The organism is Chryseobacterium taklimakanense, from assembly GCF_900187185.1.
Lineage (GTDB): Bacteria > Bacteroidota > Bacteroidia > Flavobacteriales > Weeksellaceae > Planobacterium > Planobacterium taklimakanense.
Window position 1 is genome coordinate 113,532 of the sequence record NZ_LT906465.1, and the last position, 21,262, is coordinate 134,793.

General features: G+C 34.1%; 25 protein-coding genes. 20 read left to right on the top strand and 5 right to left on the bottom strand.

Annotated elements, in window-relative coordinates; translation table 11 throughout:
* Positions 1-42 precede the first annotated feature (42 nt).
* Positions 43-468: a DUF6943 family protein gene (locus CKV81_RS00490; RefSeq protein ID WP_095069362.1), complete on the top strand. Its 426-nt coding sequence runs from the start codon at positions 43-45 to the stop codon at positions 466-468.
* Between the two features lie 374 nt (positions 469-842).
* Here the strand turns inward: CKV81_RS00490 and CKV81_RS00495 are convergent, their stop codons facing one another.
* From CKV81_RS00495 to CKV81_RS00510, 4 genes are all read right to left on the bottom strand, one after another.
* Positions 843-1,133 (bottom strand): hypothetical protein, encoded by a 291-nt coding sequence (locus CKV81_RS00495; protein WP_095069364.1) that lies wholly within the window; start codon positions 1,131-1,133, stop codon positions 843-845.
* Entirely contained in the window at positions 1,114-1,386 is a 273-nt protein-coding gene (locus tag CKV81_RS00500) for a hypothetical protein (protein ID WP_095069366.1), read from the bottom strand. Before CKV81_RS00500 ends, CKV81_RS00495 begins: the two co-directional genes overlap by 20 nt.
* Before the next feature lie 12 nt (positions 1,387-1,398).
* On the bottom strand, positions 1,399-1,851 hold the full coding sequence (locus CKV81_RS00505; RefSeq protein WP_095069368.1) for a DUF5675 family protein: 453 nt from the start codon (positions 1,849-1,851) through the stop codon (positions 1,399-1,401).
* A 79-nt stretch (positions 1,852-1,930) separates the two neighbouring features.
* Positions 1,931-2,734, bottom strand: a complete 804-nt coding sequence (locus CKV81_RS00510; RefSeq protein ID WP_095069371.1) for a hypothetical protein — start codon at positions 2,732-2,734, stop codon at positions 1,931-1,933.
* 108 nt (positions 2,735-2,842) lie between these two features.
* On the opposite strand from CKV81_RS00510, the gene CKV81_RS00515 reads away from it, so the two are divergent.
* Together CKV81_RS00515 and CKV81_RS00520 are read left to right on the top strand one after the other, a co-directional pair.
* Positions 2,843-3,400, top strand: a complete 558-nt coding sequence (locus CKV81_RS00515) for a thermonuclease family protein (RefSeq protein WP_095069374.1) — start codon at positions 2,843-2,845, stop codon at positions 3,398-3,400.
* Between the two features lie 118 nt (positions 3,401-3,518).
* Complete coding sequence (locus CKV81_RS00520) at positions 3,519-4,016, top strand: hypothetical protein (protein WP_095069376.1); 498 nt, start codon at positions 3,519-3,521, stop codon at positions 4,014-4,016.
* Here the strand turns inward: CKV81_RS00520 and CKV81_RS00525 are convergent.
* The gene (locus CKV81_RS00525) at positions 4,005-4,193 is read right to left on the bottom strand and encodes a hypothetical protein (RefSeq protein WP_095069378.1); all 189 of its coding nucleotides are present in this window, start codon (positions 4,191-4,193) and stop codon (positions 4,005-4,007) included. The two genes, CKV81_RS00520 and CKV81_RS00525, sit on opposite strands and share 12 nt — an antisense overlap.
* 303 nt (positions 4,194-4,496) lie before the next feature.
* Between CKV81_RS00525 and CKV81_RS00530 the strand changes: the two genes are divergently transcribed.
* From CKV81_RS00530 to CKV81_RS00610, 17 genes are all read left to right on the top strand, one after another.
* On the top strand, positions 4,497-5,498 hold the full coding sequence (locus CKV81_RS00530; protein WP_095069381.1) for an IS30 family transposase: 1,002 nt from the start codon (positions 4,497-4,499) through the stop codon (positions 5,496-5,498).
* A gap of 168 nt (positions 5,499-5,666) precedes the next feature.
* A complete protein-coding gene (locus CKV81_RS00535; RefSeq protein ID WP_095069383.1) occupies positions 5,667-6,251 on the top strand; it encodes a Crp/Fnr family transcriptional regulator in 585 nt (194 codons plus the stop codon).
* 10 nt (positions 6,252-6,261) lie between these two features.
* The gene (locus CKV81_RS00540; protein WP_258454407.1) at positions 6,262-6,681 is read left to right on the top strand and encodes a YciI family protein; all 420 of its coding nucleotides are present in this window, start codon (positions 6,262-6,264) and stop codon (positions 6,679-6,681) included.
* 10 nt (positions 6,682-6,691) lie between these two features.
* Complete coding sequence (locus tag CKV81_RS00545) at positions 6,692-7,234, top strand: SRPBCC family protein (RefSeq protein WP_258454408.1); 543 nt, start codon at positions 6,692-6,694, stop codon at positions 7,232-7,234.
* A gap of 326 nt (positions 7,235-7,560) precedes the next feature.
* Positions 7,561-8,220, top strand: coding sequence for a DUF6624 domain-containing protein (locus tag CKV81_RS00550; RefSeq protein WP_095069385.1), 660 nt, complete (start codon positions 7,561-7,563; stop codon positions 8,218-8,220).
* A gap of 269 nt (positions 8,221-8,489) precedes the next feature.
* The gene (locus tag CKV81_RS00555) at positions 8,490-8,786 is read left to right on the top strand and encodes a putative quinol monooxygenase (RefSeq protein WP_095069387.1); all 297 of its coding nucleotides are present in this window, start codon (positions 8,490-8,492) and stop codon (positions 8,784-8,786) included.
* A gap of 258 nt (positions 8,787-9,044) precedes the next feature.
* Positions 9,045-9,572, top strand: coding sequence for a hypothetical protein (locus CKV81_RS00560; protein ID WP_095069389.1), 528 nt, complete (start codon positions 9,045-9,047; stop codon positions 9,570-9,572).
* A 270-nt stretch (positions 9,573-9,842) separates the two neighbouring features.
* A complete protein-coding gene (locus tag CKV81_RS00565; protein ID WP_095069387.1) occupies positions 9,843-10,139 on the top strand; it encodes a putative quinol monooxygenase in 297 nt (98 codons plus the stop codon).
* Between the two features lie 480 nt (positions 10,140-10,619).
* The gene (locus tag CKV81_RS00570) at positions 10,620-11,102 is read left to right on the top strand and encodes a DUF4280 domain-containing protein (RefSeq protein WP_095069391.1); all 483 of its coding nucleotides are present in this window, start codon (positions 10,620-10,622) and stop codon (positions 11,100-11,102) included.
* Positions 11,103-11,114: 12 nt separating this feature from the next.
* Positions 11,115-13,481 (top strand): lysozyme family protein, encoded by a 2,367-nt coding sequence (locus tag CKV81_RS13430; protein WP_185116903.1) that lies wholly within the window; start codon positions 11,115-11,117, stop codon positions 13,479-13,481.
* Positions 13,478-14,122, top strand: a complete 645-nt coding sequence (locus tag CKV81_RS00580) for a hypothetical protein (protein WP_095069393.1) — start codon at positions 13,478-13,480, stop codon at positions 14,120-14,122. Before CKV81_RS13430 ends, CKV81_RS00580 begins: the two co-directional genes overlap by 4 nt.
* Positions 14,123-14,151: 29 nt before the next feature.
* Positions 14,152-14,751: a hypothetical protein gene (locus CKV81_RS00585; RefSeq protein ID WP_095069395.1), complete on the top strand. Its 600-nt coding sequence runs from the start codon at positions 14,152-14,154 to the stop codon at positions 14,749-14,751.
* A gap of 275 nt (positions 14,752-15,026) precedes the next feature.
* A complete protein-coding gene (locus CKV81_RS00590) occupies positions 15,027-15,551 on the top strand; it encodes a transposase (protein WP_198409825.1) in 525 nt (174 codons plus the stop codon).
* A gap of 99 nt (positions 15,552-15,650) precedes the next feature.
* On the top strand, positions 15,651-17,462 hold the full coding sequence (locus tag CKV81_RS13245; protein WP_157727328.1) for a DUF5675 family protein: 1,812 nt from the start codon (positions 15,651-15,653) through the stop codon (positions 17,460-17,462).
* Entirely contained in the window at positions 17,455-18,699 is a 1,245-nt protein-coding gene (locus tag CKV81_RS00600) for an SH3 domain-containing protein (RefSeq protein WP_095069397.1), read from the top strand. The genes CKV81_RS13245 and CKV81_RS00600 overlap by 8 nt, the downstream gene beginning before the upstream one ends.
* Positions 18,700-18,832: 133 nt before the next feature.
* On the top strand, positions 18,833-19,039 hold the full coding sequence (locus tag CKV81_RS00605) for a DUF4280 domain-containing protein (RefSeq protein WP_258454410.1): 207 nt from the start codon (positions 18,833-18,835) through the stop codon (positions 19,037-19,039).
* A gap of 12 nt (positions 19,040-19,051) precedes the next feature.
* Positions 19,052-21,262, top strand: a complete 2,211-nt coding sequence (locus CKV81_RS00610; RefSeq protein WP_095069399.1) for an N-acetylmuramoyl-L-alanine amidase — start codon at positions 19,052-19,054, stop codon at positions 21,260-21,262.

The window sequence follows — 21,262 nt, forward strand, 5'->3', positions numbered from 1 at the left end:
TTAGAAATTTTTCAGCGGAGCATAACTTTTAAAACCCGAGTTATGCAAAATTTCAAAGTACGCACCTACGATGTGCAACAGTCTGCGCCTGAAATGGCAATTTTCATCCTGAACCGCGGCAGAAATGCAGGAAAACCACTGCAGGAGCCTTGCCCGAACTGCTTTATCATCTATTGCAGCAGTCCCGAACAGATGGAAACGGTCTACTGGACCTTTTACGCCCTCTGGAAACACGGATTTTTTCATCCGCACCTTTGCGGAAGCGTCATCGAGATGCTTCGCCTCTGTGACCTCAAAATCCTGATGCGGAATTTCATCCAGCCTGCCATGGAAAAATCCATCCAAAACCCAGAAATGACGCTAAAAATCAAAGCCACATGGGAACTGGAGAAGAAAATCCAACAGCAGGCGGCAGCAGTCCAGGAACTCCGGAACTCATTAGTCCGCCGTTATTATTTAACAATGTAAATTTTAAAACTTCCTTCGGGAAGTTTTTTTATTGCCTGACTTACAGAAAAAAATCCCGCTGACCAGCCGCCGGATGCCAACCCAAACTAACCGCATAACGGGCTCTTTCCCCGACTGAATCCGAGCATTCCGCCCTGTGTGGAGTGCTGAATCTGACTGCATAACGGGCTCTTTCCCTGACTGGACCTAAGCATTCCGCCCCGTATTGAATCCTGATTTTTTGTATGCACCTGGATTCACATTCATTTCACCCTCGTAAGCAGGATAAAGCATACATATTTCGCCCTTTTAAACGAAGCGATGCAGAACAATGTAAGCAAATGAAAAAGCCTGTCTTTTGAACAGGCCTGAATAATTTTCGTTGAAGATAAGCGCTATTTTTCTGTGCTTCCAGCGGAATTTTCGGCGGTATTCCCACCGGATTTTCGGGATCTGTCGCCGTATTCTTCCGCGCTTACTGCCGTCTGGCTCACCGCGCCAATGATAGAACCGCCCAAAAGCAAATACCCTCCAAGAGTGACTATTCCCGCAGGAAGCGAAACCGGAGCGGTAGCAATAACACCACCGACAGCCGACAAAGCCAGTCCGATATTGCGGACGATTCTGAACCATTTTGGCGTTGGTTCCTGGATTCTGCTGATAAGGTTAAGATTTCTCTGTTTCATGATCCTGATTTTTAAATTGGTTTAACTCTAATTTTGATACACGGTGTTCCAGATAATCGACTTTCTGATTCAGAAGATCGTAACTGTTTTTGAATTCTGTTTTGATAAGCAAAGCCATTGTCTTGACTTCCGTAATATCTTTTTCCATGCTTTTAAAATCGCTGTGCAACTGTCGGATAAAATAGGCGACAATCGCCAGAAGAACGGAAGAAACCGAGCCAAACAAAACATTGAGTGTGATTTCTGTTTGCATTGTCATTGGATTTTAAAATTGGAAAATATTCTTAATTTCAATCTGATTATCCCTTCCGGTAGCGGCTTCATACAGTTTTTTGTAAACCTGTTTGTAAGCATCCACGGACTGTAGGACCTGAAAATCACCGTCTTTTTTGATGTAGGACAGTCCGACAAGCGGACATCCTGCCGTATGTTCAATAGTATTTCCAACATGAATGTAAACCGAGCTGAATGTTGGAAGATCTGCAATCTCTATCATTCCTTTGTGGATCGGTCCGTATTTTGGGAAATACGTTTTGTTCATTCCACCCCAGGTATTCAAACGAAGTTTAAAAATTCCTTCCGGAATGGCGGTCTGCTTCATGATTTTCTTTTCCCGGATTTTATCTTCCAGGAGAAAGCACTGGAAAATACCGTCAATGTATAAATGCGAGAGTGTAGAATTTTTGCCTTCTGCAACTCTTATGATTTTTGTTTTCATAACGCAATAAGTTTTTGTGAAATAGTAAAGTGAAACAAAAAAGGCTTCCCTATTTGGGAAGCCCTTTGAAGAATTTTTCCTAAAAAACTTCCTCGATTTTGAGACAGTTTCCACTCGCGAACGGATAGTGGTTTCCGTTGACTTCCTGGAAAAACTCAATTCCGATACACTGAACCACCGAAACTTTATTGTCCAAAACAGGAGCACCCGGAAGTGTTGCTGTAATGGTATCACCTGCATAAGGAACATTCAACGGAATGTACGGCGAATAAGCGATGTTGGTCAGCTCATTGTTCACCATGTCATCAGGTTCGTATGTTCCTGTGGTCGGATTGTAAGAAAAATCAGAAAGAACCGAAATCGCGTTAATCAGTCTGAAATGAGTTGCACCTGAAGGAGCAGTAATCAGATCAGCAGGATTAAAAGCTGCAACGATAAAATCTGAAGAAGTTCTTCCTGCATCCGGCTCGATGTCGTAAGGAGCATTAAAAATACCGGAGATAGAAAGGTTTTTGTTGAATTCGAATCCAAGCAGATAATTCCTCTGAGTGGACACTTCAACTTTTCGGTAACCTCTGGCCTCGGTTCCGTCCTCCAGATTGATTTTTTTCATGATAGAAGTTAAACGACCGGTTACCTGTGGATCCGTAAATTTTCCCATAAGAGCGGAGAGAGCCGTTCTTAACGATTTACCTACCTTGGCGCAACCGCCAAATTCGTTCATATTTTCGCGTGTTCTTTCGAACTCCGGTGCAGAGTGCACCTGCTGCGCAGTTGGACCGCCGACCATACCGGCGAAAAATCCTTCCTGACCTTTGATTTTAAAATGCCTAACGTCACCGATTGTTCCGACGTATTTCATAAGGCCTTTTTGTCTTGCCATTGTTTTAAGTTTTAGAAATTAAAAAAGAGAGAAAAACACTGTTGTCTAGACAGATACAAATATGAATGATTATCTTTATAAAAACAATATACAAAAAACTGTAAATCAATGAAATACAATGCAACCAGTGCAAGCCTTAACGAAATGGAAGGCAGCACAACAGGAAATCCGTCCGCAAAATATTTTCAGATTAAAAACATCCATGTCCAACCATTTTGGATTGTGGAAGAAGTTTTGGACGGTGACAGTTTAAAAGTGAAACAGGAATTCACAAAAGAAAGCAAGGAAATAAGACTTTACGGATTGGATGCACCGGAAGTTCATTTATCAAGAAAGATGCGCGAGGATGAAGCGAAAAGCGGTATTCCTGCCTCTTTACTGCTTCAATATGGAATGATGAGTTTGGATTTTGTGCTGCAGGTAGCACCACCGGGAACAAGGGTAACGCTGCTCACAGAAAAAAACAATCAGTTAGATTTTTGGATGCGTGAGTTGGCTTATGTGATCCTGCCGAACGGCGACTGCCTGAATGAACTGCTTCTGCAGAATGGTTGGGCAAAGGCAAGTCATAACTATTACTGCACTCGTTTGCCTTATTTTCAGGAAATTAGTAGATTAGCACAAATTAATAAACAAGGTATCTACCAATATATCAGTATTTTCTGAAATGTTAAACTTATGTTGAACCAATTAGAGAGAGTAAGTTATGAACCCCTTTATTTAAGGGCAAAGACATATAAATTACAGATATTTGAGTGTTAGCGGAAATTTTAAAAACAAACATATGCAAATACTAATTGACGAACTAAAACTGGCTTTAAAACACAGACTTTTCTATTCAGCATTAAACAACTCATTAATTATTCCAGACATATGCTCTGCATTAACATCTGAAAATGGTCAAACAAATGGAACAAAGTATAAGGAGTGGTTTGACAGATATTGTGCACAAAAATATAATGGTTTCGTGAGTGGTGAAGACATTTACAAAATTAGATGTGCGTTATTACATCAGGGAAAATTAAATCACGATTATCCTAATTTTGAAAAAATATTATTTCAAATTCCAAATGAAAATAATATTATTTTACATAATAACAAGATCAATAATTCTTTAAATTTAAGTTTGGAAAATTTCGTTAATGATGTAGTTAGTGGTTATGAAAAATGGTGGGAGGAACACAATAATGATCAAATAGTTTTGAAAAATTTGGAAAACTCTATAAATTATTATCCAAACGGAATGGCACCTTTTATAGTGGGAATTCCATTAATCTGCTAAATCAATATCAACTTTATTGAAAATATCATCATATTCGTAAGATGTTTCATTAGATAACTTTTTTAACAATTTTTGTCTATCTTTTCTTATAATTATTTTTATAAGTGTAATGACTTCTTGCATTTCCTTTTCTGACCTAATATCCAAGATTTTGAAAAGTTTTTGTATAGTGTTCATTTCGAATATTAAAATGTAAAGTTAAAAAACTTCCGCTAACATAGTATTTGCAAAAGGCGGGGTTGAATCTATAAAACCACTACCCGATGCATTTAGTCGCAACTTGCTTTTCATATTACTTTTTTTTGTAATTTGGTAATCTGAAAAAGCAATTTGCTTCGTTCGGTCGAAATTGAACTTGCAGTTAAATTTAGCCCGCCCTTCGCAAATACTTTTTCCGTTGGCGGTAATACTATCGCCGGTTCAATAATCTAACGCAACAAATGTTAAAGAAATTAACTTATTTATTTTACGTTTGTCGCTATGAAAAATTACAGAAGATTAACCTTTGCCGAGAGGGTGAAAATTGAAGAATTCAGGAATCTTAAATACTCCGTCTCGCAAATTGCCAAAAAATTAAACAGAGCCAAATCCACCATCGCAAGAGAACTCAAAACCAACCGCTATGCACACTGTTCCTACAAGGCAGACCACGCCAACAGAAAAGCATTCTGCAGGTCGATGTACAGAAAGGACGGAAAAACAAAAATATCCTCCAATCCAAAACTTAAGGAATTCATCCACCAAAAGCTCGCCCTGCGCTGGTCGCCAGACCAAATATCCGTTACTTTGAAAAGACTTTACCCCAATGACAAAGCCATGAATATCTCCCACGAAGCCATTTATCTCTACATCTATGTACACTGTAAAAGTGAACTTAAAAAGGAACTTATTGCCCAGCTCCGGCAGGAAAGAAAATCCAGAGGAAACTTTAAAACAAGGGCCGTCCTGGAACCCAAAATTAAGGACCGTGTCTCCATCGACGAAAGACCCGAAGAAGTCCTTGGAAGGGAAATCCCCGGACATTGGGAAGGCGACCTTATCATCGGGAAAGACCACAAGTCATGCATCGGGACACTCGTCGAAAGATCCACGAGAACCATCATTATCGTTCCCCTAAAAAACAAGAACGCAGCCACGGTGAGAAAAGCTTTCGAAAAGGAACTCCTGAAAATTCCCAAAACCATGCGTAAAACACTTACCTACGACAATGGGACAGAAATGAGCGAACATAAACTCTTCACCAAAAACACCAAGATACAGGTCTATTTTACCCATCCCTACTCGCCCTGGGAAAGACCTACCAATGAAAACTCAAACGGCTTAGTGCGGGACTACTTCCCCAAAGGAACGGACTTCAATAAAATAACCAACAAAAAAATTAAACAGGTCCAAAACGAACTCAATGAGAGACCCAGAAAAGTTTTGGACTACCAAACCCCAAAAGATGTCTTTAACCAGTTCATCCTAAATCAATTAAAATGAAAAACAACGCTGTTGTCGAAGAAAATAAAATGTGGGGAACTTTTTGCCCAAAAAGGCTGAAAAAGTTATCCATATTTTATTTAAGATATCAAAACTTTATCATAATTTTACCCAATCTAACCGTTGCGTTAGATGTTTGAATCCACCTATAAAATATGTTTTACTAAAATGACAGAAGAACATTTCTTAAATAAAGTTTTCGCATCCAGCGGCATAACGAAAGACGAATTGAAAGAAATAATACCTCGCTACAAACAAGTGACTTTCCAAAAAGGCGACTACTTACTAAAAGAAGGGCAGGTAGAGAAATTCTATTGGTTTATAGAAAGTGGTTTTATTCGTTCTTATATTATAGACACTGAAGGAAACGATATCACTTTCAATCTCTACGGCTCGGGAGATGTCGTAATCGATTACCCATCTATGTTTTTCTTTGCACCGACAAGAGAAAACATTCAGGCTCTTACAGACTTAGTTTGTTGGGAGATTACTTTTAATAACTTTCAAGAATTGTTCAATACTATCTTGAACTTTAGGGAGCAACAACGTGGTCTTTTGGTGGGAAGTTATTTTGCACTAAAGGAACATAGTATCTCTTTAATAGCCGACCAGGCAAAGAACCGCTATTTAAAACTTCTAAAAGAAAAACCACACATCGTGCAGAATGTGTCATTAAAGCATATTGCTACTTTTTTGGGCATTACGGACACTTCATTGAGTAGGATTAGAAAAGAAATTGCAAACAATCCCTAAATCTTGTCATATGACAAGATTTATTTTTATTGATTGGCTGAAATTTACACCAACATTAAATTTAAAACTTAAAAGTATGACCGAGTTAAAAGAATTTATGTTGCTGTTCAGATATGAGCCGAGCAACGAAGAGCCAACCCAAGGGCAACTACAAGAAATGCACAAACACTGGGGAGAATTTATTGGTGGGATTGCTATGCAAGGAAAATTAGTAAACACTCACCAATTAGGTTTTGAAGGAAAAAAGATTTATGCCAATCAAAACACAGAGGACGGGGTTCATATAGCCGATGGACAAACCATAGGTGGTAATATGGTTTTAAAAGCCGAATCAATGGAATCTGCGGCAGAACTTGCAAAAAAATGCCCAATACTTTTTATGGGTGGCACAGTGGAAGTAAGAGACATATTACCAATGAATCAATTATAAACTTTTTAAAATGAACAAGAAAATGATATTCGCAATAATTGGAATCGCTCTTGCAGCGTTCATCGGATTCGGTTTATATAAAGCCAGTGTTTTGAAATCAATTCAAATTGTCAAAACAGTTAAAATTAATTCAACGAAACAGGAAACTTTTGATATGGTAAAATACTTGAGCAACTTTCCGAAATGGTCGCCATTTTTGGCACAAGACCCGACGCAGAAGTATGAAGTTAGAGGAACAGACGGGGCGATTGGTGCTCAATACCATTGGGAGGGTAATAAAGGTAAAGACTTGGGGTATCAAGAAATCGTAAAAATTGAAGAGCCAAATTTTATAAGAATGAAGTGTGATATTCAAAAGCCATTCGTTGCAAAACCTACATTTGACTATTACTTTACTGAAACATCAAACGGTATAGAAGTTAAACAAGATTTTAAATTGGAATCAGGTTTGGTTGACGCATTTTTTATGTGGCTGTTTGGTGCAAAAGCAGAAATGGAAAAGAGCAATCAGCAAGGTTTAGACTTATTAAAAATTGCAGTAGAAAAAAAATAAGAAAAAACATTTTCAAGTTTAACTCTTTTACTTTGAGTGTTAGAAATGACACAAAAAGTAAAGGAGTTTATCTTTTCAATCCAGAAATAAAGTTGTTAAATAAGTACTACCGCCAACATAGTATTTGCAAAAGGCGGGGTTGAATATATAATAGAAGAGCCGTTACATTCAGCTGCGCCTGCTTTTCCACTCCACATTTTTTTAGTAATTTAGTTCCGTGGAAAAAGCATTCGCTCCGTTCGGTCGAAATTGAACTTTCAGTTAAATTTAGCCCGCCCTTCGCAAATACTTTTTCCGTTATACGACACTGTAACCAAAATTCACATATGAAATATTTAGTTTTTTCTTTTCTATTATTTATATCTTGCTCAATTTCAAAAACAAATTTAAATAAACTCAAATCTGACCTGGCCGAAATATACAATTCTGACCAAGAACTTAGACAATTAATAGATGGGAATACCACAAAAGATAAAAAGAGCGAAATAAAGAAAAAGTACGGACTTGAGAACACAGCAGAGAAACAATTATGGAATAAGATTTCTAAAAATGACAGTCTAAACTTAATAAAAATTGAAGGAATTATTAAAGAGTATGGATATCCAGGAAAATCTCTAGTTGGGACACCTTTAAATTCAACAGTTTTTTTGGTTGTTCAGCATTCAGAATTACCAATTATTGAAAAATATTTTCCAATTATAAAAGAAGCAGGAAAAAAGGGGGAACTTTCAATGACAAGTGTTGCAATGATGGAAGATAGAATGTTAATGTATCAGGGTAAAAAACAAATTTATGGAACTCAAGTTTCTGGAAAGAAAATTATTGATTCAGAGACTCAAAAAGAAAGTTGGGAATATTTTGTTTGGCCAATTGAAGATTCCGAAAATGTAAATAAAAGACGAAAGCAAATTGGTTTTGAAGAATCTATTGAAGAATATGCTAACAATTTCGGAATAAAATACACAAAAAGAGAACTTGAAAAATAACAGCGTCGTATAACATAGTATTTGCAAAAGGCGGGGTTGAATAGTTAATAGAAAAACCCGATGAATTTAGTCGCAACTTGCTTTTCATATTGTATTTTTTTGTAATTTAACAATCTGAAAAAGCAATTTGCTTCGTTCGGTCGAAATTGAACTTGCAGTTAAATTTAGCCCGCCCTTCGCAAATACTTTTTCCGTTATGTGCAAGTAGTTCAAAAAACTGCACAAAAATTAAATTGTAAAAAAAGAAACACGAATTAAAAATATTAAATATGTACTTACTTCAAGGAAAACTAACCGCTAAAGATGGAAAGCGTGACGAACTTGCCGAAATTTTAAAAGATGCGTCTAAATTAATTTCAAACGCTGAGGGCTCAAAATTTTATATTGTGGGAAAATGTGAGGAAGATAAGAATGATGTTTATGTAACTGAATTATGGAATACAAAAGAAGACCACGATAATTCATTAAACTATCCAGGTGTAAGAGAATTAATAATGAAGGCTATGCCAATTTTGGATGGACAACCTGAAAAGGGTAAAGAAATTGAAGTATTAAACGAAATGTAAACTCTACCTGCACATAACATTGTATTTGCGAAAGGCGGGTTGAATCGCCAATAGAAAGACTTTTTGCATTTAGTCGCAACTTGCTTTTCATATTACTTTTTTTGTAATTTGGTAATCTGAAAAAGCAATTTGCTTCGTTCGGTCGAAATTGAACTTTCAGTTAAATTTAGCCCGCCCTTCGCAAATACTTTTTCCGTTGTGCGACATTTTACCAAAATCGCGTAACAAATTGAATATCAAATAATATTTTATAGAACTATGAAAAAAATCTTTATCCCTTTTGCAATTTTATTTGCAACCTTGACTTTTGCTCAAACTCAAACTGAATCACAGACACAAAATATTGAGCAAACAACTACTTCAAAAACAATTCTTCCGGAAGGAACTCTTGTTAAAGCAGCTCTAAAAAATGAAATTCGTGGTGGAAAAATGCAAGTTGGAAACCAAATTGAGTTTATTTTGAATCAACCTTTAGTAATTGCTGACCAAGTTGTTGTTCCTCAAGGTGCGAAAATTTTAGGCTCGGTAACTGAAGCAAGAGCAAGTGGAGTTTTAGGAAGAAAAGGAAAATTAGCATTTGACATCGAATATCTTTATTTGGATAATGGACAAGTTGTGAAATTAACAGGACAAAGCGCTAAAAATCTAAAAAGTTCTGCAGCAGTTGCTGTTGCTAGTGCAGTTGTTTTGACACCGCTTGGACTTTTAATTCCAGGAAAAGGTGCAAAATTTGAAGCAGGAACAGTTTTTGACGCATACGTTGCTAAAGACACTGAATTGCGCTAAAAAAACGTCGCACAACATAGTATTTGCAAAAGGCGGGATTGAATCGTTAATAGAAAACCCGATGCATTTAGTCGCAACTTGCTTTTCATATTACTTTTTTTTGTAATTTGGTAATCTGAAAAAGCAATTTGCTTCGTTCGGTCGAAATTGAACTTTCAGTTAAATTTAGCCCGCCCTTCGCAAATACTTTTTCCGTTATGTGCAAGTAGTTCAAAAAACTGCACAAAAATTAAATTGTAAAAAAAGAAACACGAATTAAAAATATTAAATATGTACTTACTTCAAGGAAAACTAACCGCTAAAGATGGAAAGCGTGACGAACTTGCCGAAATTCTAAAAGATGCGTCTAAATTAATTTCAAACGCTGAGGGCTCAAAATTTTATATTGTGGGAAAATGTGAGGAAGATAAGAATGATGTTTATGTAACTGAATTATGGAATACAAAAGAAGACCACGATAATTCATTAAACTATCCAGGTGTAAGAGAATTAATAATGAAGGCTATGCCAATTTTGGATGGACAACCTGAAAAGGGTAAAGAAATTGAAGTGTTAAACGAAATGTAAACTCTACCTGCACATAACAGTGTATTGGCAAAAGACGGGGTGAATATTGTCTTTGAGCATGCAGTTAGCAATAGTCGCAAAAATGCTTTTCATATTTCTTTTTTACGTAATTTAGAAATCTGAAAAAGCATTTTGCTCAGGTTCGGTTTTCCTTTGAAATTGTCTGCAAAGTAGCCCGTCCTTCGCAAATACTTTTTCCGTTATATGCTATGCTATGAAAAATCTGTAATCAAAACAAATAGCGGAGATTTTCAGAAAATTTTTACATTCCCAACGCAAAATTTATTCTTTTTTCCAGCCGCTTTTTGCCAATGCGTATTAGCACATCCCGCATTTGCCAACACCAATCCTGCAACTACAGTGCGGGAAGAGCTAATTTTTCCACCACCCCATCACAATCGTAGTTTTACGACATTTTTCAAAAAATATATTGTTTTCTAAAACTAATTTGTAATTTAGAACTCATAAAAAACATAAAAGATGTCCAGTTCAGAACATGATAGCAAACACTTCATCATCCAAAAAGGAAAAGCAATGTGTGATAAAGGAACTAAGTTTCCTAATTTCAAAGTAAGCAGTCACCAAAAACATTATTGGAATGATGAAGAAGGACAAGCTGATTATTTGGCTGTTACAGAAGATGACATCCTGTTTAATCCTCCTGCTGTTCCTTTTGGAAATTGTTCTGTAAAAAATGGAAACCCTTGTGCATTTGCTCCTTCTGGAAAATGGACAAAAACTTATGATAAAGTAAAAGTAATGGGAAAAAGTTGTCTCACAGAAATTTCTGAGTTAATGTGTGCAACAGGAGGAAAAATAACCGTAATGCAACACGGACAAACTTCTGAGTTATCCAAGCAAAACATAAAAAATGCAGACCCGAGAGAAATGCATGTCTATAATCCGATTGTGAATTTTGAGGAGTTTCAAGACAGTTTTAACGATGATGATGAATACGAATAAAAACACAAAACGATGGCTAAAGGAGTAAAATCAATAACAGGAAATGCATCACCAGAAGTTGGTGAAAAGAATTTCTATGAAGTTTCTTCATTTTATCAGGGAACAGTGATAAAAAATGAAAACGAAATAAAATGGAAATTATATACCCAACAAAGCTCAGGAAATTGGAGGGAATTAAGAGGACCTCAAAAAACAGGAAAAAAAGTTCCCTTTTCTTTTCCCGAGAAATGGTTGGGTAAAAAACTTTTAATAGAAGCTTTTGTTTATAATCCTGAAATTAAATCTCCGCCTGGATTAATAGTTACACCGAAAACTGCAAAAATCCCGAGAATAAACAAAGTAGAACTTTTTTATGTGGACGATAAAAAAGGAAGTGTTTTCAGTTTTATGGAAAAACTGAGAGCAAGAGCTTATTGCGTAAATATGTTTTTAAAAGAATTAACTTTTACTCTTTGGGAGGATGATGTGAAAGGAGGAGGACACAATACGAGCAATAAACCTATAGACACTCTAAAAGCCAGAGTAGATAAAAACGGAGTTGCAGTTGTGGAATTTCCACTATCAAAAGCGATAATAAAAAAAGCGATGGAGGGAGAAGTGGATGTAAAACAGTTAGAGTTTTATGTAACTGTTGAATATTACAAAAACAAGAAACATGCAACGAAAAATGTGGATGTAGATAATCCCAATCCTAAAGTACCCATTAATCCACCGAAGAAAACAGAACCAAAACAACCTCCGATAGCCAAAGGCTCACCTGCTGAAAGCAAGCCTAAATCCAAGAAAGAAGAAAAAGGAATCTTGGATAAGATTGAGGAAAAATGGGACGAACTTTGGGACTGGTGGGAAACCCCAGGAACCATAAAAAAAGAACAACAACCTACTGTACAAAAACCAGAAGGTAGAAGTGTAAGTATTGTACAAGAACCACCTGAAAAGAAAGAGGAGAAAGAAAAATGTTTCTGCAATCGAGATTTTGAAGAAAAAGATGTTAGAAAACTTGTAAAATTATTAAAAGGAACTGAAACAATTTGGGAAGGACAAGCTCTAAAAGGAGGAAAAAGAGCAGAGTGTAATATTAGTGATAAAAGTTTTGGGACATTAACAAAAGAATTGAATAATGCAATTAAGAAATACAAAATAAATACTTGTGCTCAGAAAATGCATTTTTTAGCGCAAGTTTGTGAAGAAACAGGAACTTTTGCTTTATCAGAAGAAACAAAAAGTAAATACGCTTCCAGCACAAGCGTTTATAAAGGTAGAGGGTTATTGCAATTAACTGGAGTTAAGAAAGAAGGAGAAGATTCTTATGATAGTCCAGGTCCATATAAAGATTACGCTGATTATAAAGGTGACCAACGTATTGTTAAAACACCTGAAATAGTAGCCAATAATGTACATTACTGTATCGATAGTGGTGCTTGGATTTGGAGTGTCAATAAAAAAATGACGAATAATCCTAAATCAGCGGCAATTATAAAATGGGGAAAGGAGACATTAGGTAAATCTTTAAATGAGCTTGCTGTTTATGTAGATAAATATTTGGAATTGATTTCTGTATTATTAAATGGTCGAAATTCCGAAACCGGAATGCCAAATGGTTGGGCCATAAGACAAAGCAATTACAATACATTGAAAAATTTCTTTTTCATGTATGACAGATTTCACGGTGATAATCATAAGCCAGCTGATGCTAAAGATATTGTTACCTATCATATCTATGCGAATGGCGAAATTGAAAAACATATTCCAAAATCAATTAAATCAGGATATGAGAAAAAATATGCATACATCTATCATGATAAATCAGGTAGTTTACATGAATTAGGAACGTATGATATTATTCCTACTCAAGTATATGGGGGAGTAAAAGGAACCAAGGTTAATCTAATCAATTTAGATAAAGTTAAAAAAAGTTATAAAAAAGAAAATTATCAGTATACTTTTAATGTAGATTCTCCAAGAAAATATGTAAATGAAAAGACATTAGCAAGTATTTTTGGAGCAATGTTAGAAGTTAACTACAATGATATTAGTTGTAACGGGTTTAGTCATCCTGACGGTTCTTCAAAACCAAGCGTCAGTCATATAAATGGTAATAATGGTGATTTTAAATATTTAAGAAAAGATAAAAAATTAATGTTTGGGGATGGAACAAGTTTAGATATAAGTGCTAATCCTGATATGCTTGATGATGTTAGACAAAATAAATGGAATGATGCACTATATAAATTCGGATGGAAAAGTATGTTAGGATGGACATATAAAAGAAACGGGAAAGTGAATTATCTTAATCATCTGCCTAAAAACACAAAAAACCATCACCACCATCTACATGTACAAGGATATAAACCAAGCTTTAAAGAAATAAAAAAATGAAAAATATAATTATCGGTATACTTCTTACGCTCATTTCGTGCAAGGAAAATACTCAAAAAAGAAATAATTCTAGTTCCGAAAAAGATAACAAAACTGAAAATTTAAAGACTGTGGAAAATAAACTACCATATACATATGAAGATGTAAAAAAATATTATAAAACTAATTCAGATTCTACTAATTACATCGTTGCTGTGCCCGAAAAAAAACTGGTTAATTTTAATTCAGAAGAGATTTTATTTCCGATAAAAGAAAATGACTTTGAAATAAAACCAAAAATAACTGACAAATATTTTTCAATAGAAACCTTCAATTTTCAGAATAATATTTCTTGTAAATTGATAATATATAATACTTATGGAGAGAATGATTCTAAAATATTGAACGTTCAGTTAAATAGTTATAAGGAAGGAATATTAGTAGATCAATTATTGTTGGATTGCAGATTTGCATTTGAAAACCAATATTATAGAACTTTTTCCATAAACAAAGATAAGACCATAGAATTAGTTAAATACTCTATAAACAGTTTGGAGTATAATGAGACTGGAGACATTGTTGGAGAAAAAGATACTCCAGATATAAATAAAGAAAATTACTTATATGTAATAGATAACGAAGGAAAGTTTGTAAAGAAATAAAGACAAAAACAAATTATGATTATTTTATCATGAAAAACACCATTTTTACATTTTTCGCAATTTTAGTAATATTTTTTGGTATTTGTTCTAAACAAAGTAAAAACACTTTGTCTCATGGAAACCAAATTTCAAATATCTTCTTTGGCGATTCAGAATTGGCAAAAAAGGATTATTTCAAAACTTTGGTTGCTGGAAATGAAGTTTTTTTACTAAAAAAACAAAATGAAAAATATCAGAAAGTTTATTCTAATTTTAAAGATTATTCCTATTCTTTATCTAAAGATATTACAATCAAATTGATAAAAGAAGGATTACCAAATAAAAAAAATATAAAAATAAATTTATATACTTATAAAGGAAAAGACAAAATAGATTCTGTTCAATTTTACAGAAACATTTCGGGAGAAGGTTTCGGAAAATATAACTGTTTATCTTATTTTGATAAGAAAACTAATAAAATTTGGCAGATACAATATTTTCCTTCAAATCCTTTAAGAGATGATTCTCCATGCATAATTTCTTACTCAGAAAATAATATAACGTTTGATGGTAGAATTAAATCCGATTCGTTGCATTATTTAGATGAATCTTTGGATGTTGAAATGGAGAAGTATAATCTTTATTATTAAGTTTAATTAAAATAATATGCTATATCTTTTTTTTATTTGGTTTTTGATAATGAAAACAAATAAATCTTATATTTGTTTCAATTATTAACCAAAAACACAAATTTATGTCATCAACATCAGAAGTAGGACACGCTAAAAATGTAGCGAACTTCCAAGATTTAATTAGTCGCTCCTTAAAATAGCATCAAACAGACTGACAATCAGTAAATTAATTGTAATTTTTCTTGTTTTTCTTTGCAGGATTTCGTATCTTGGAGCATTAAAACCTTGCAAATATGTTGGGGAAAAATCCAAAAAAGCAGCCAGAATTATTCCGCCCGATGTTGGTGGATTTTATTGATGACAAACACGAACTTGTTCTACTTTCCGAGAAGATAGATTGGGATTATTTTGAGAAAGAATTTTCCCCGCTATATTCCAAGACGGGCAATCCGAGCCATCCGATTCGCTTTATGGTGGGCTGTCTGCTTCTGAAACACCTTTATAATTTGGGAGATGAGACCCTTGCTTCCGCCTGGATCATGAACCCCTACATGCAGTATTTTTGTGGGAGGGTTTTCTTTGAGCACCAGTTTCCCTGCGACCCGAGTAACTTCGTCCACTTCAGGAAAAGAATTGGAGAAAAGGGGATTGAGAAAATCTTCTCCTACAGCGTAAGGATGCACGATGCAAAGACCAGTACATCGAACTTCGTGCTGTCCGACACCACCGTTCAGGAGAACAACACCACTTTTCCCACCGATGCGAAGCTCTGCAAAAAAAAAAGTTCCCTTTTCTTTTCCCGAGAAATGGTTGGGTAAAAACTTTTAATAGAAGCTTTTGTTTATAATCCTGAAATTAAATCTCCGCCTGGATTAATAGTGATTCCAAAATCTGCAAAAATCCCGAAAATAAACAAAGTGGAACTTTTTTATGTCGATGATAAAAAAGGAAGTGTTTTTAGTTTCATGGAAAAACTAAGAGCAAGAGCTTATTGCGTAAATATGTTTTTAAAAGAATTAACTTTTACACTTTGGGAGGATGATGTGAAAGGAGGCGGACACAACACGAACAATAAACCTATAGACACTCTAAAAGCCAGAGTAGATAAAAACGGAGTTGCAGTTGTGGAATTTCCGCTATCCAAAGCGATGATGAAAAAAGCAATGGAAGGAGAAGTGGATGTAAAACAATTAGAGTTTTATGTAACGGTGGAATATTACAAAAACAAGAAACATGCAACGAAAAATGTGGATGTAGATAATCCCAATCCTAAAGTACCCATTAATCCACCGAAGAAAACAGAACCAAAACAACCGCCAAAAGCAAAAGGTTCGCCTGCAGAAAACAAACCCAAATCCAAAAAAGAGGAAAAGGGAATTTTGGATAAAATAGAAGAAAAATGGGACGAGCTTTGGGATTGGTGGGAAATTCCAGGAACAATTAAAAAAGAACAACCTCCAACTGTTCAAAAACCGAAGGGTAGGTCGCCTGCTGTTGTCAAAGAACCACCATTACAAAAAATAGAAGAATCAAAAAAAGGAGATTGTTTTTGTAACAGAGATTTTACTCCAGAAGAGTTCACAAAAATAATACATGATTTGCGAGATAGTGAGACTGGAGTTAAAAGAGATAGTGGATATAATTTATTTGCTGCTTACAATTGTCCTTTGCCTATAAGTGACAGGACAATTGAAAAATTAAGAAATAAGATTAACAATCTTTTTAGAGAATATGATATTAATACATGCATAAGAAAAATACATTTTCTTGCTCAAGTTTATCATGAAACAGATCGATTTAGAACGACTTTAGAGTATGCTACTAAAAAAAGCTATAAACCATATTTTGGTAGAGGTCTAATGCAATTGACTTGGGAATCTAATTACAAAATTTATAAGCATTATAGTGGTGTTGATTGTATTTCTAATTATGGACAGATAGCAAGCAATTTTGATCTTGTTTGTGATTCAGCTGGATGGTATTGGAAACAAGGAAAGGTATTAAGTGTCGGAAGACGTTGGAGAGGTCCATCTGATGCACCAACATACGTTAAGGCGCAAAATCCAGATTATCCGAAAACGACCATTACTTGGAATGATGGGGATGATAAAATCAAGAAATATGGTACTGTTAATTTGGGGTTGATTGCAGATGATGATAAAGTTGATTTAATAAGTTATTTAGTTAATGGAGGTGCAAATGGTCTTCAGGAAAGACGGAATTATGTATTTACCTTGAAATCAATTTTCAAATATCCACAAGAATGTGTTAATAAAAAAACGTCCAAAAATGAAACCAGCTCAACACCTAATGATAAGGTGACAATAAGACTTGTAAGAAAATGGGAGACTAGCAATTCTACTATTGGAGAATTCACTATTGATAATACTGACATTAAAGGTTATTTTTTGGAAGAAAAAGGACCAGATACAACAGTGTCAGGAATTGAACAACGTGTGCCAATTGGAACATATAATTTAGAATGGCATTCTGGGAGTAAAATAAAGAAAGGATTGAAATTATATAATGATGTTGTATCAAAATCACGAGCAATATTAATTCATTCAGGAAATACTGCTAATGACACTGAAGGTTGTTTAATAGCAGGATCTTCTAAATCAAAAGATTTTGTTGGAGGTAGTAGAGCCAAATTGAAAGAGATATTTGACTATGTTGAAGAAATTGGAATTGAAGGATCTAAAATAATAATAACTCAAGCATATGAATAAATTTTTGTTGGTACTTTTTTTTGTACTATTATCTTGTAAGGGAAACTCGCAAGAAGAAAATAAAGCAAATAAAATAGAAGATCTAAAAGCTTCATTTTTAAGTAAAAATGAAGCGGAATTTCTCAATAACTTTCCTAAAACATTTGTAGTTTTTAATGATACTTTTGGTTGGGATGAAGTTAAAAATTCCCAAGAACCATTATATAATGATGCTAATAAATATATTGATTACTGGTTTTCATTATTGCAAAAATCAAAATATAAAAAGTATGAATCACAAATTATCAGTATTTCTAAAGAAGGTAAATGGGATGCAGATGCAATTGAATACTTTAGAAAAAGTGCTGTAAATTATATAAAAAAAGAGAATAAATATGATTTAATAAACTCTTTAAATAATGAAGATGCTAAGTCTGTACTTAATTTTTTTTATGGTTCTCCAAGTCCTATATTCGATGCTATATTTTTTAAAAATTTAGATAATGAAAAAAAAATTATTGTAAAAAAAATGCTTTCAAACAACATTTCAGAAGACAAAAAAAGAGGTACTTTTTCTACATATGAAAATAATAACAATTTTTTTATAAAAACTTTTGATGTAAATAAGGATGGGGTTTTAGATAAAATCGTTAGCAATAAACCTTATCAAGAAAACACTGATTTGTTTGTCTTTTATGGAAACAAAGAAAACGATTATCAATTAGTTTTAGAAACCATCAATTTTTCTGAAGATGGAGGCAATATTATTGAAAGCATATATCCGATAACAAATGAAAAAGGGTTTATGGTAAAAACTTATTTTCCTGATAGGGGTTATTATGAGAAAGAATATTATATTATTCCACAAAATAATAATTGGATACTCAGAAATATTATTTACAAAACAATGTCTGACGTTTCTGAAAATGCAGTAAAATACATCTGTGATGTTAAACAGAATATTGATATTACGAAGTCAAATTGGAGTGATAAAATAAATGAAATTCCCGAAGAGAACGAAAGAAATAAAAAGTGCAGAATTGAAAACAATTCAAATGAAAATAAACAATATTTCATTCAAGACTCTGATGGTTATACTAATCTCAGAAAAGATAAAACCTCAACTTCTGAAATTTTACAAAAAATAAAATCAGGAGAACATATTGAGGTTTTAGATAATACAGGCGATTGGTTTCTAATTAAAACCAAAGAAGGAAAAGAAGGTTATGTTCATAAAAGCAGAATAAAAACAGAATAATAAAAAAGCACTTTATGTGCTTTTTCTTTTATCAAAAGTAGTCGTTCTTTGAAATAAATCGTTAGATAAAAACGGAAATCCCTGTGCATTTGCACCCGCAGGAAAATGGACAAAAACCTATGACAAAGTAAAAGTGATGGGCAAAAGTTGTCTCACAGAAATTTCTCAATTGATGTGTGCAACAGGAGGAAAAATAACCGTAATACAACACGGACAAACTTCTGAGTTATCCAAGCAAAACATAAAAAATGCAGACCCGAGAGAAATGCATGTTAACAATCCGATTGTGAATTTTGAAGAGTTTCAAGACAGTTTTAACGATGATGATGAATACGAATAAAAACACAAAACGATGGCTAAAGGAGTAAAATCGATAACAGGAAATGCATCACCAGAAGTTGGTGAAAAGAATTTCTATGAAGTTTCTTCATTTTATCAGGGGACTGTGATAAAAAATGAAAAAGAAATAAAATGGAAACTATATACCCAACAAAGCTCAGGAAATTGGAGGGAATTAAGAGGACCTCAAAAAACAGGAAAAAAAGTACCCTTTTCTTTTCCTGAAAAATGGTTAGGAAAAAAACTTTTAATAGAAGCTTTTGTATATAATCCCGAAGTAAAATCTCCACCTGGATTAATTGTTGCCCCGAAAACTGCAAAAATCCCGAGAATAAACAAAGTAGAACTTTTTTATGTGGATGATAAAAAAGGAAGTGTTTTCAGTTTTATGGAAAAACTGAGAGCAAGAGCTTATTGCGTAAATATGTTTTTAAAAGAGTTAACCTTCACACTTTGGGAGGATGATGCAAAAGGAGGCGGACACAACACAAATAATAAACCCATCCGAACTTTAAAGGCAAGAGTGGATAAAAACGGAGTTGCAGTTGTGGAGTTCCCACTTTCCGAAGCCTATATGAAAAAAGCAATGGAGGGAGAAGTGGATGTAAAACAATTAGAGTTTTATGTAACGGTGGAATATTACAAAAACAAGAAACATGCAACGAAAAATGTGGATGTAGATAATCCCAATCCTAAAGTACCCATTAATCCACCGAAGAAAACAGAACCAAAACAACCACCAAAAGCAAAAGGTTCTCCTGCGGAAAGCAAACCCAAATCCAAAAAAGAGGAAAAAGGAATCTTGGATAAAATCGAAGAAAAATGGGACGAACTTTGGGATTGGTGGGAAACGCCGGGAACAATTAAAAAAGAACAACTTCCAACACAACAAAAACCTGAAGGTAGGTCGCCTGCGGTTGTGCAGGAGCAGCCAAAAGAAAAAAAAGAAGAAAAAGAATGTACTTGTTTCTGTGATAGAGATATTTCTGCAACAGAATTAAAAGAGATGGTTGTTGCAATGAGAAAAGCGACTAATGATGATGCAGGAGAAAATTTTTATAAATGGAACAAGGATAATTTGTTTACTATTGGACATGAAAAATTTAGTGAGAAAACATACGAAAAATTTGCAGAGGTTTTAAATAAAACATTTAAAAATTACGAAATAACTACTTGTATAAGGAAAATACATTTTTTGGCTCAGTGTTATCATGAAACAGGAGCTTTTATGCGTAGTGTTGAGGGTAATGAAAGAGAGTCTCTTTGGTATGACCCTTATAGAGGAAGGGGCTTTATTCACTTAACATTAAAAGGAAACTACATCAAATTTCAAGAAAATTCAGGATTTAATGTTGTTCCAAATCCTAAATTAGTTTCAACAAATATTGAAATTGCTGCAATGTCAAGTGGATGGTATTGGAAGTTCAATGATAAAGGAAATATAAATCCATTTGCTGATAAGGATAGTATTTTTGATACCTCAAGATTGGTAAATAAACCAAATGCAAAAAGTTCATCATCTATAAGAGGTTATAATCAAAGAGTAAATGCAGTAAATGCTCTGAAAAACAAGTTTGAATATCCTCAAAATTGTTGTAGTCTTAGTAAAAAGGAAAAACCAAAAGAAAATACAACTTGTCCAAGTGAACTGAGTTCTTGTATTTGTTCAGAAACATACCCTGTTGAAAGTGGATTTATTAATCATGCGAGAGTTATCAAAAATCATGTAAGTGTGATTGAACATGATAATTTTTCCGATGCAAAAACAAGTGTCCAAAAAATTATTTTACACCGTACAGCAGGAGGGACAACCGAAGCTTGTATTAGAGCATTTAAAAGTGGAAGAAAAAACAAAAGTGGAGGAATTGATCACTACGGCACACATTTTATTGTAGGCAAAGATGGAATTATTACACAAACAGCAAATTTAAATAAAAAAACATGGCATTGTAAAGGTTGGAATTCAAAATCTGTTGGTATTGAAGTTGTTGGTTATGCAATTGATAAAAATGGAAAACCTACTTTAGGTTTGAAAGGACAAAATCCAGTAGCAGGTTGGGAAAACCTTACTGATATACAAGCAAAATCAGTAGCATGTTTAGTAAAGGCACTTTTAAATTATTACGACCTTGACAAAACAAATATTGACTGTCACGAACATTTAGCCGCAAAAGAAGAAGGAGAAGGGCAAATAGTTTATAACGCAATTAAAGATTATTTATAA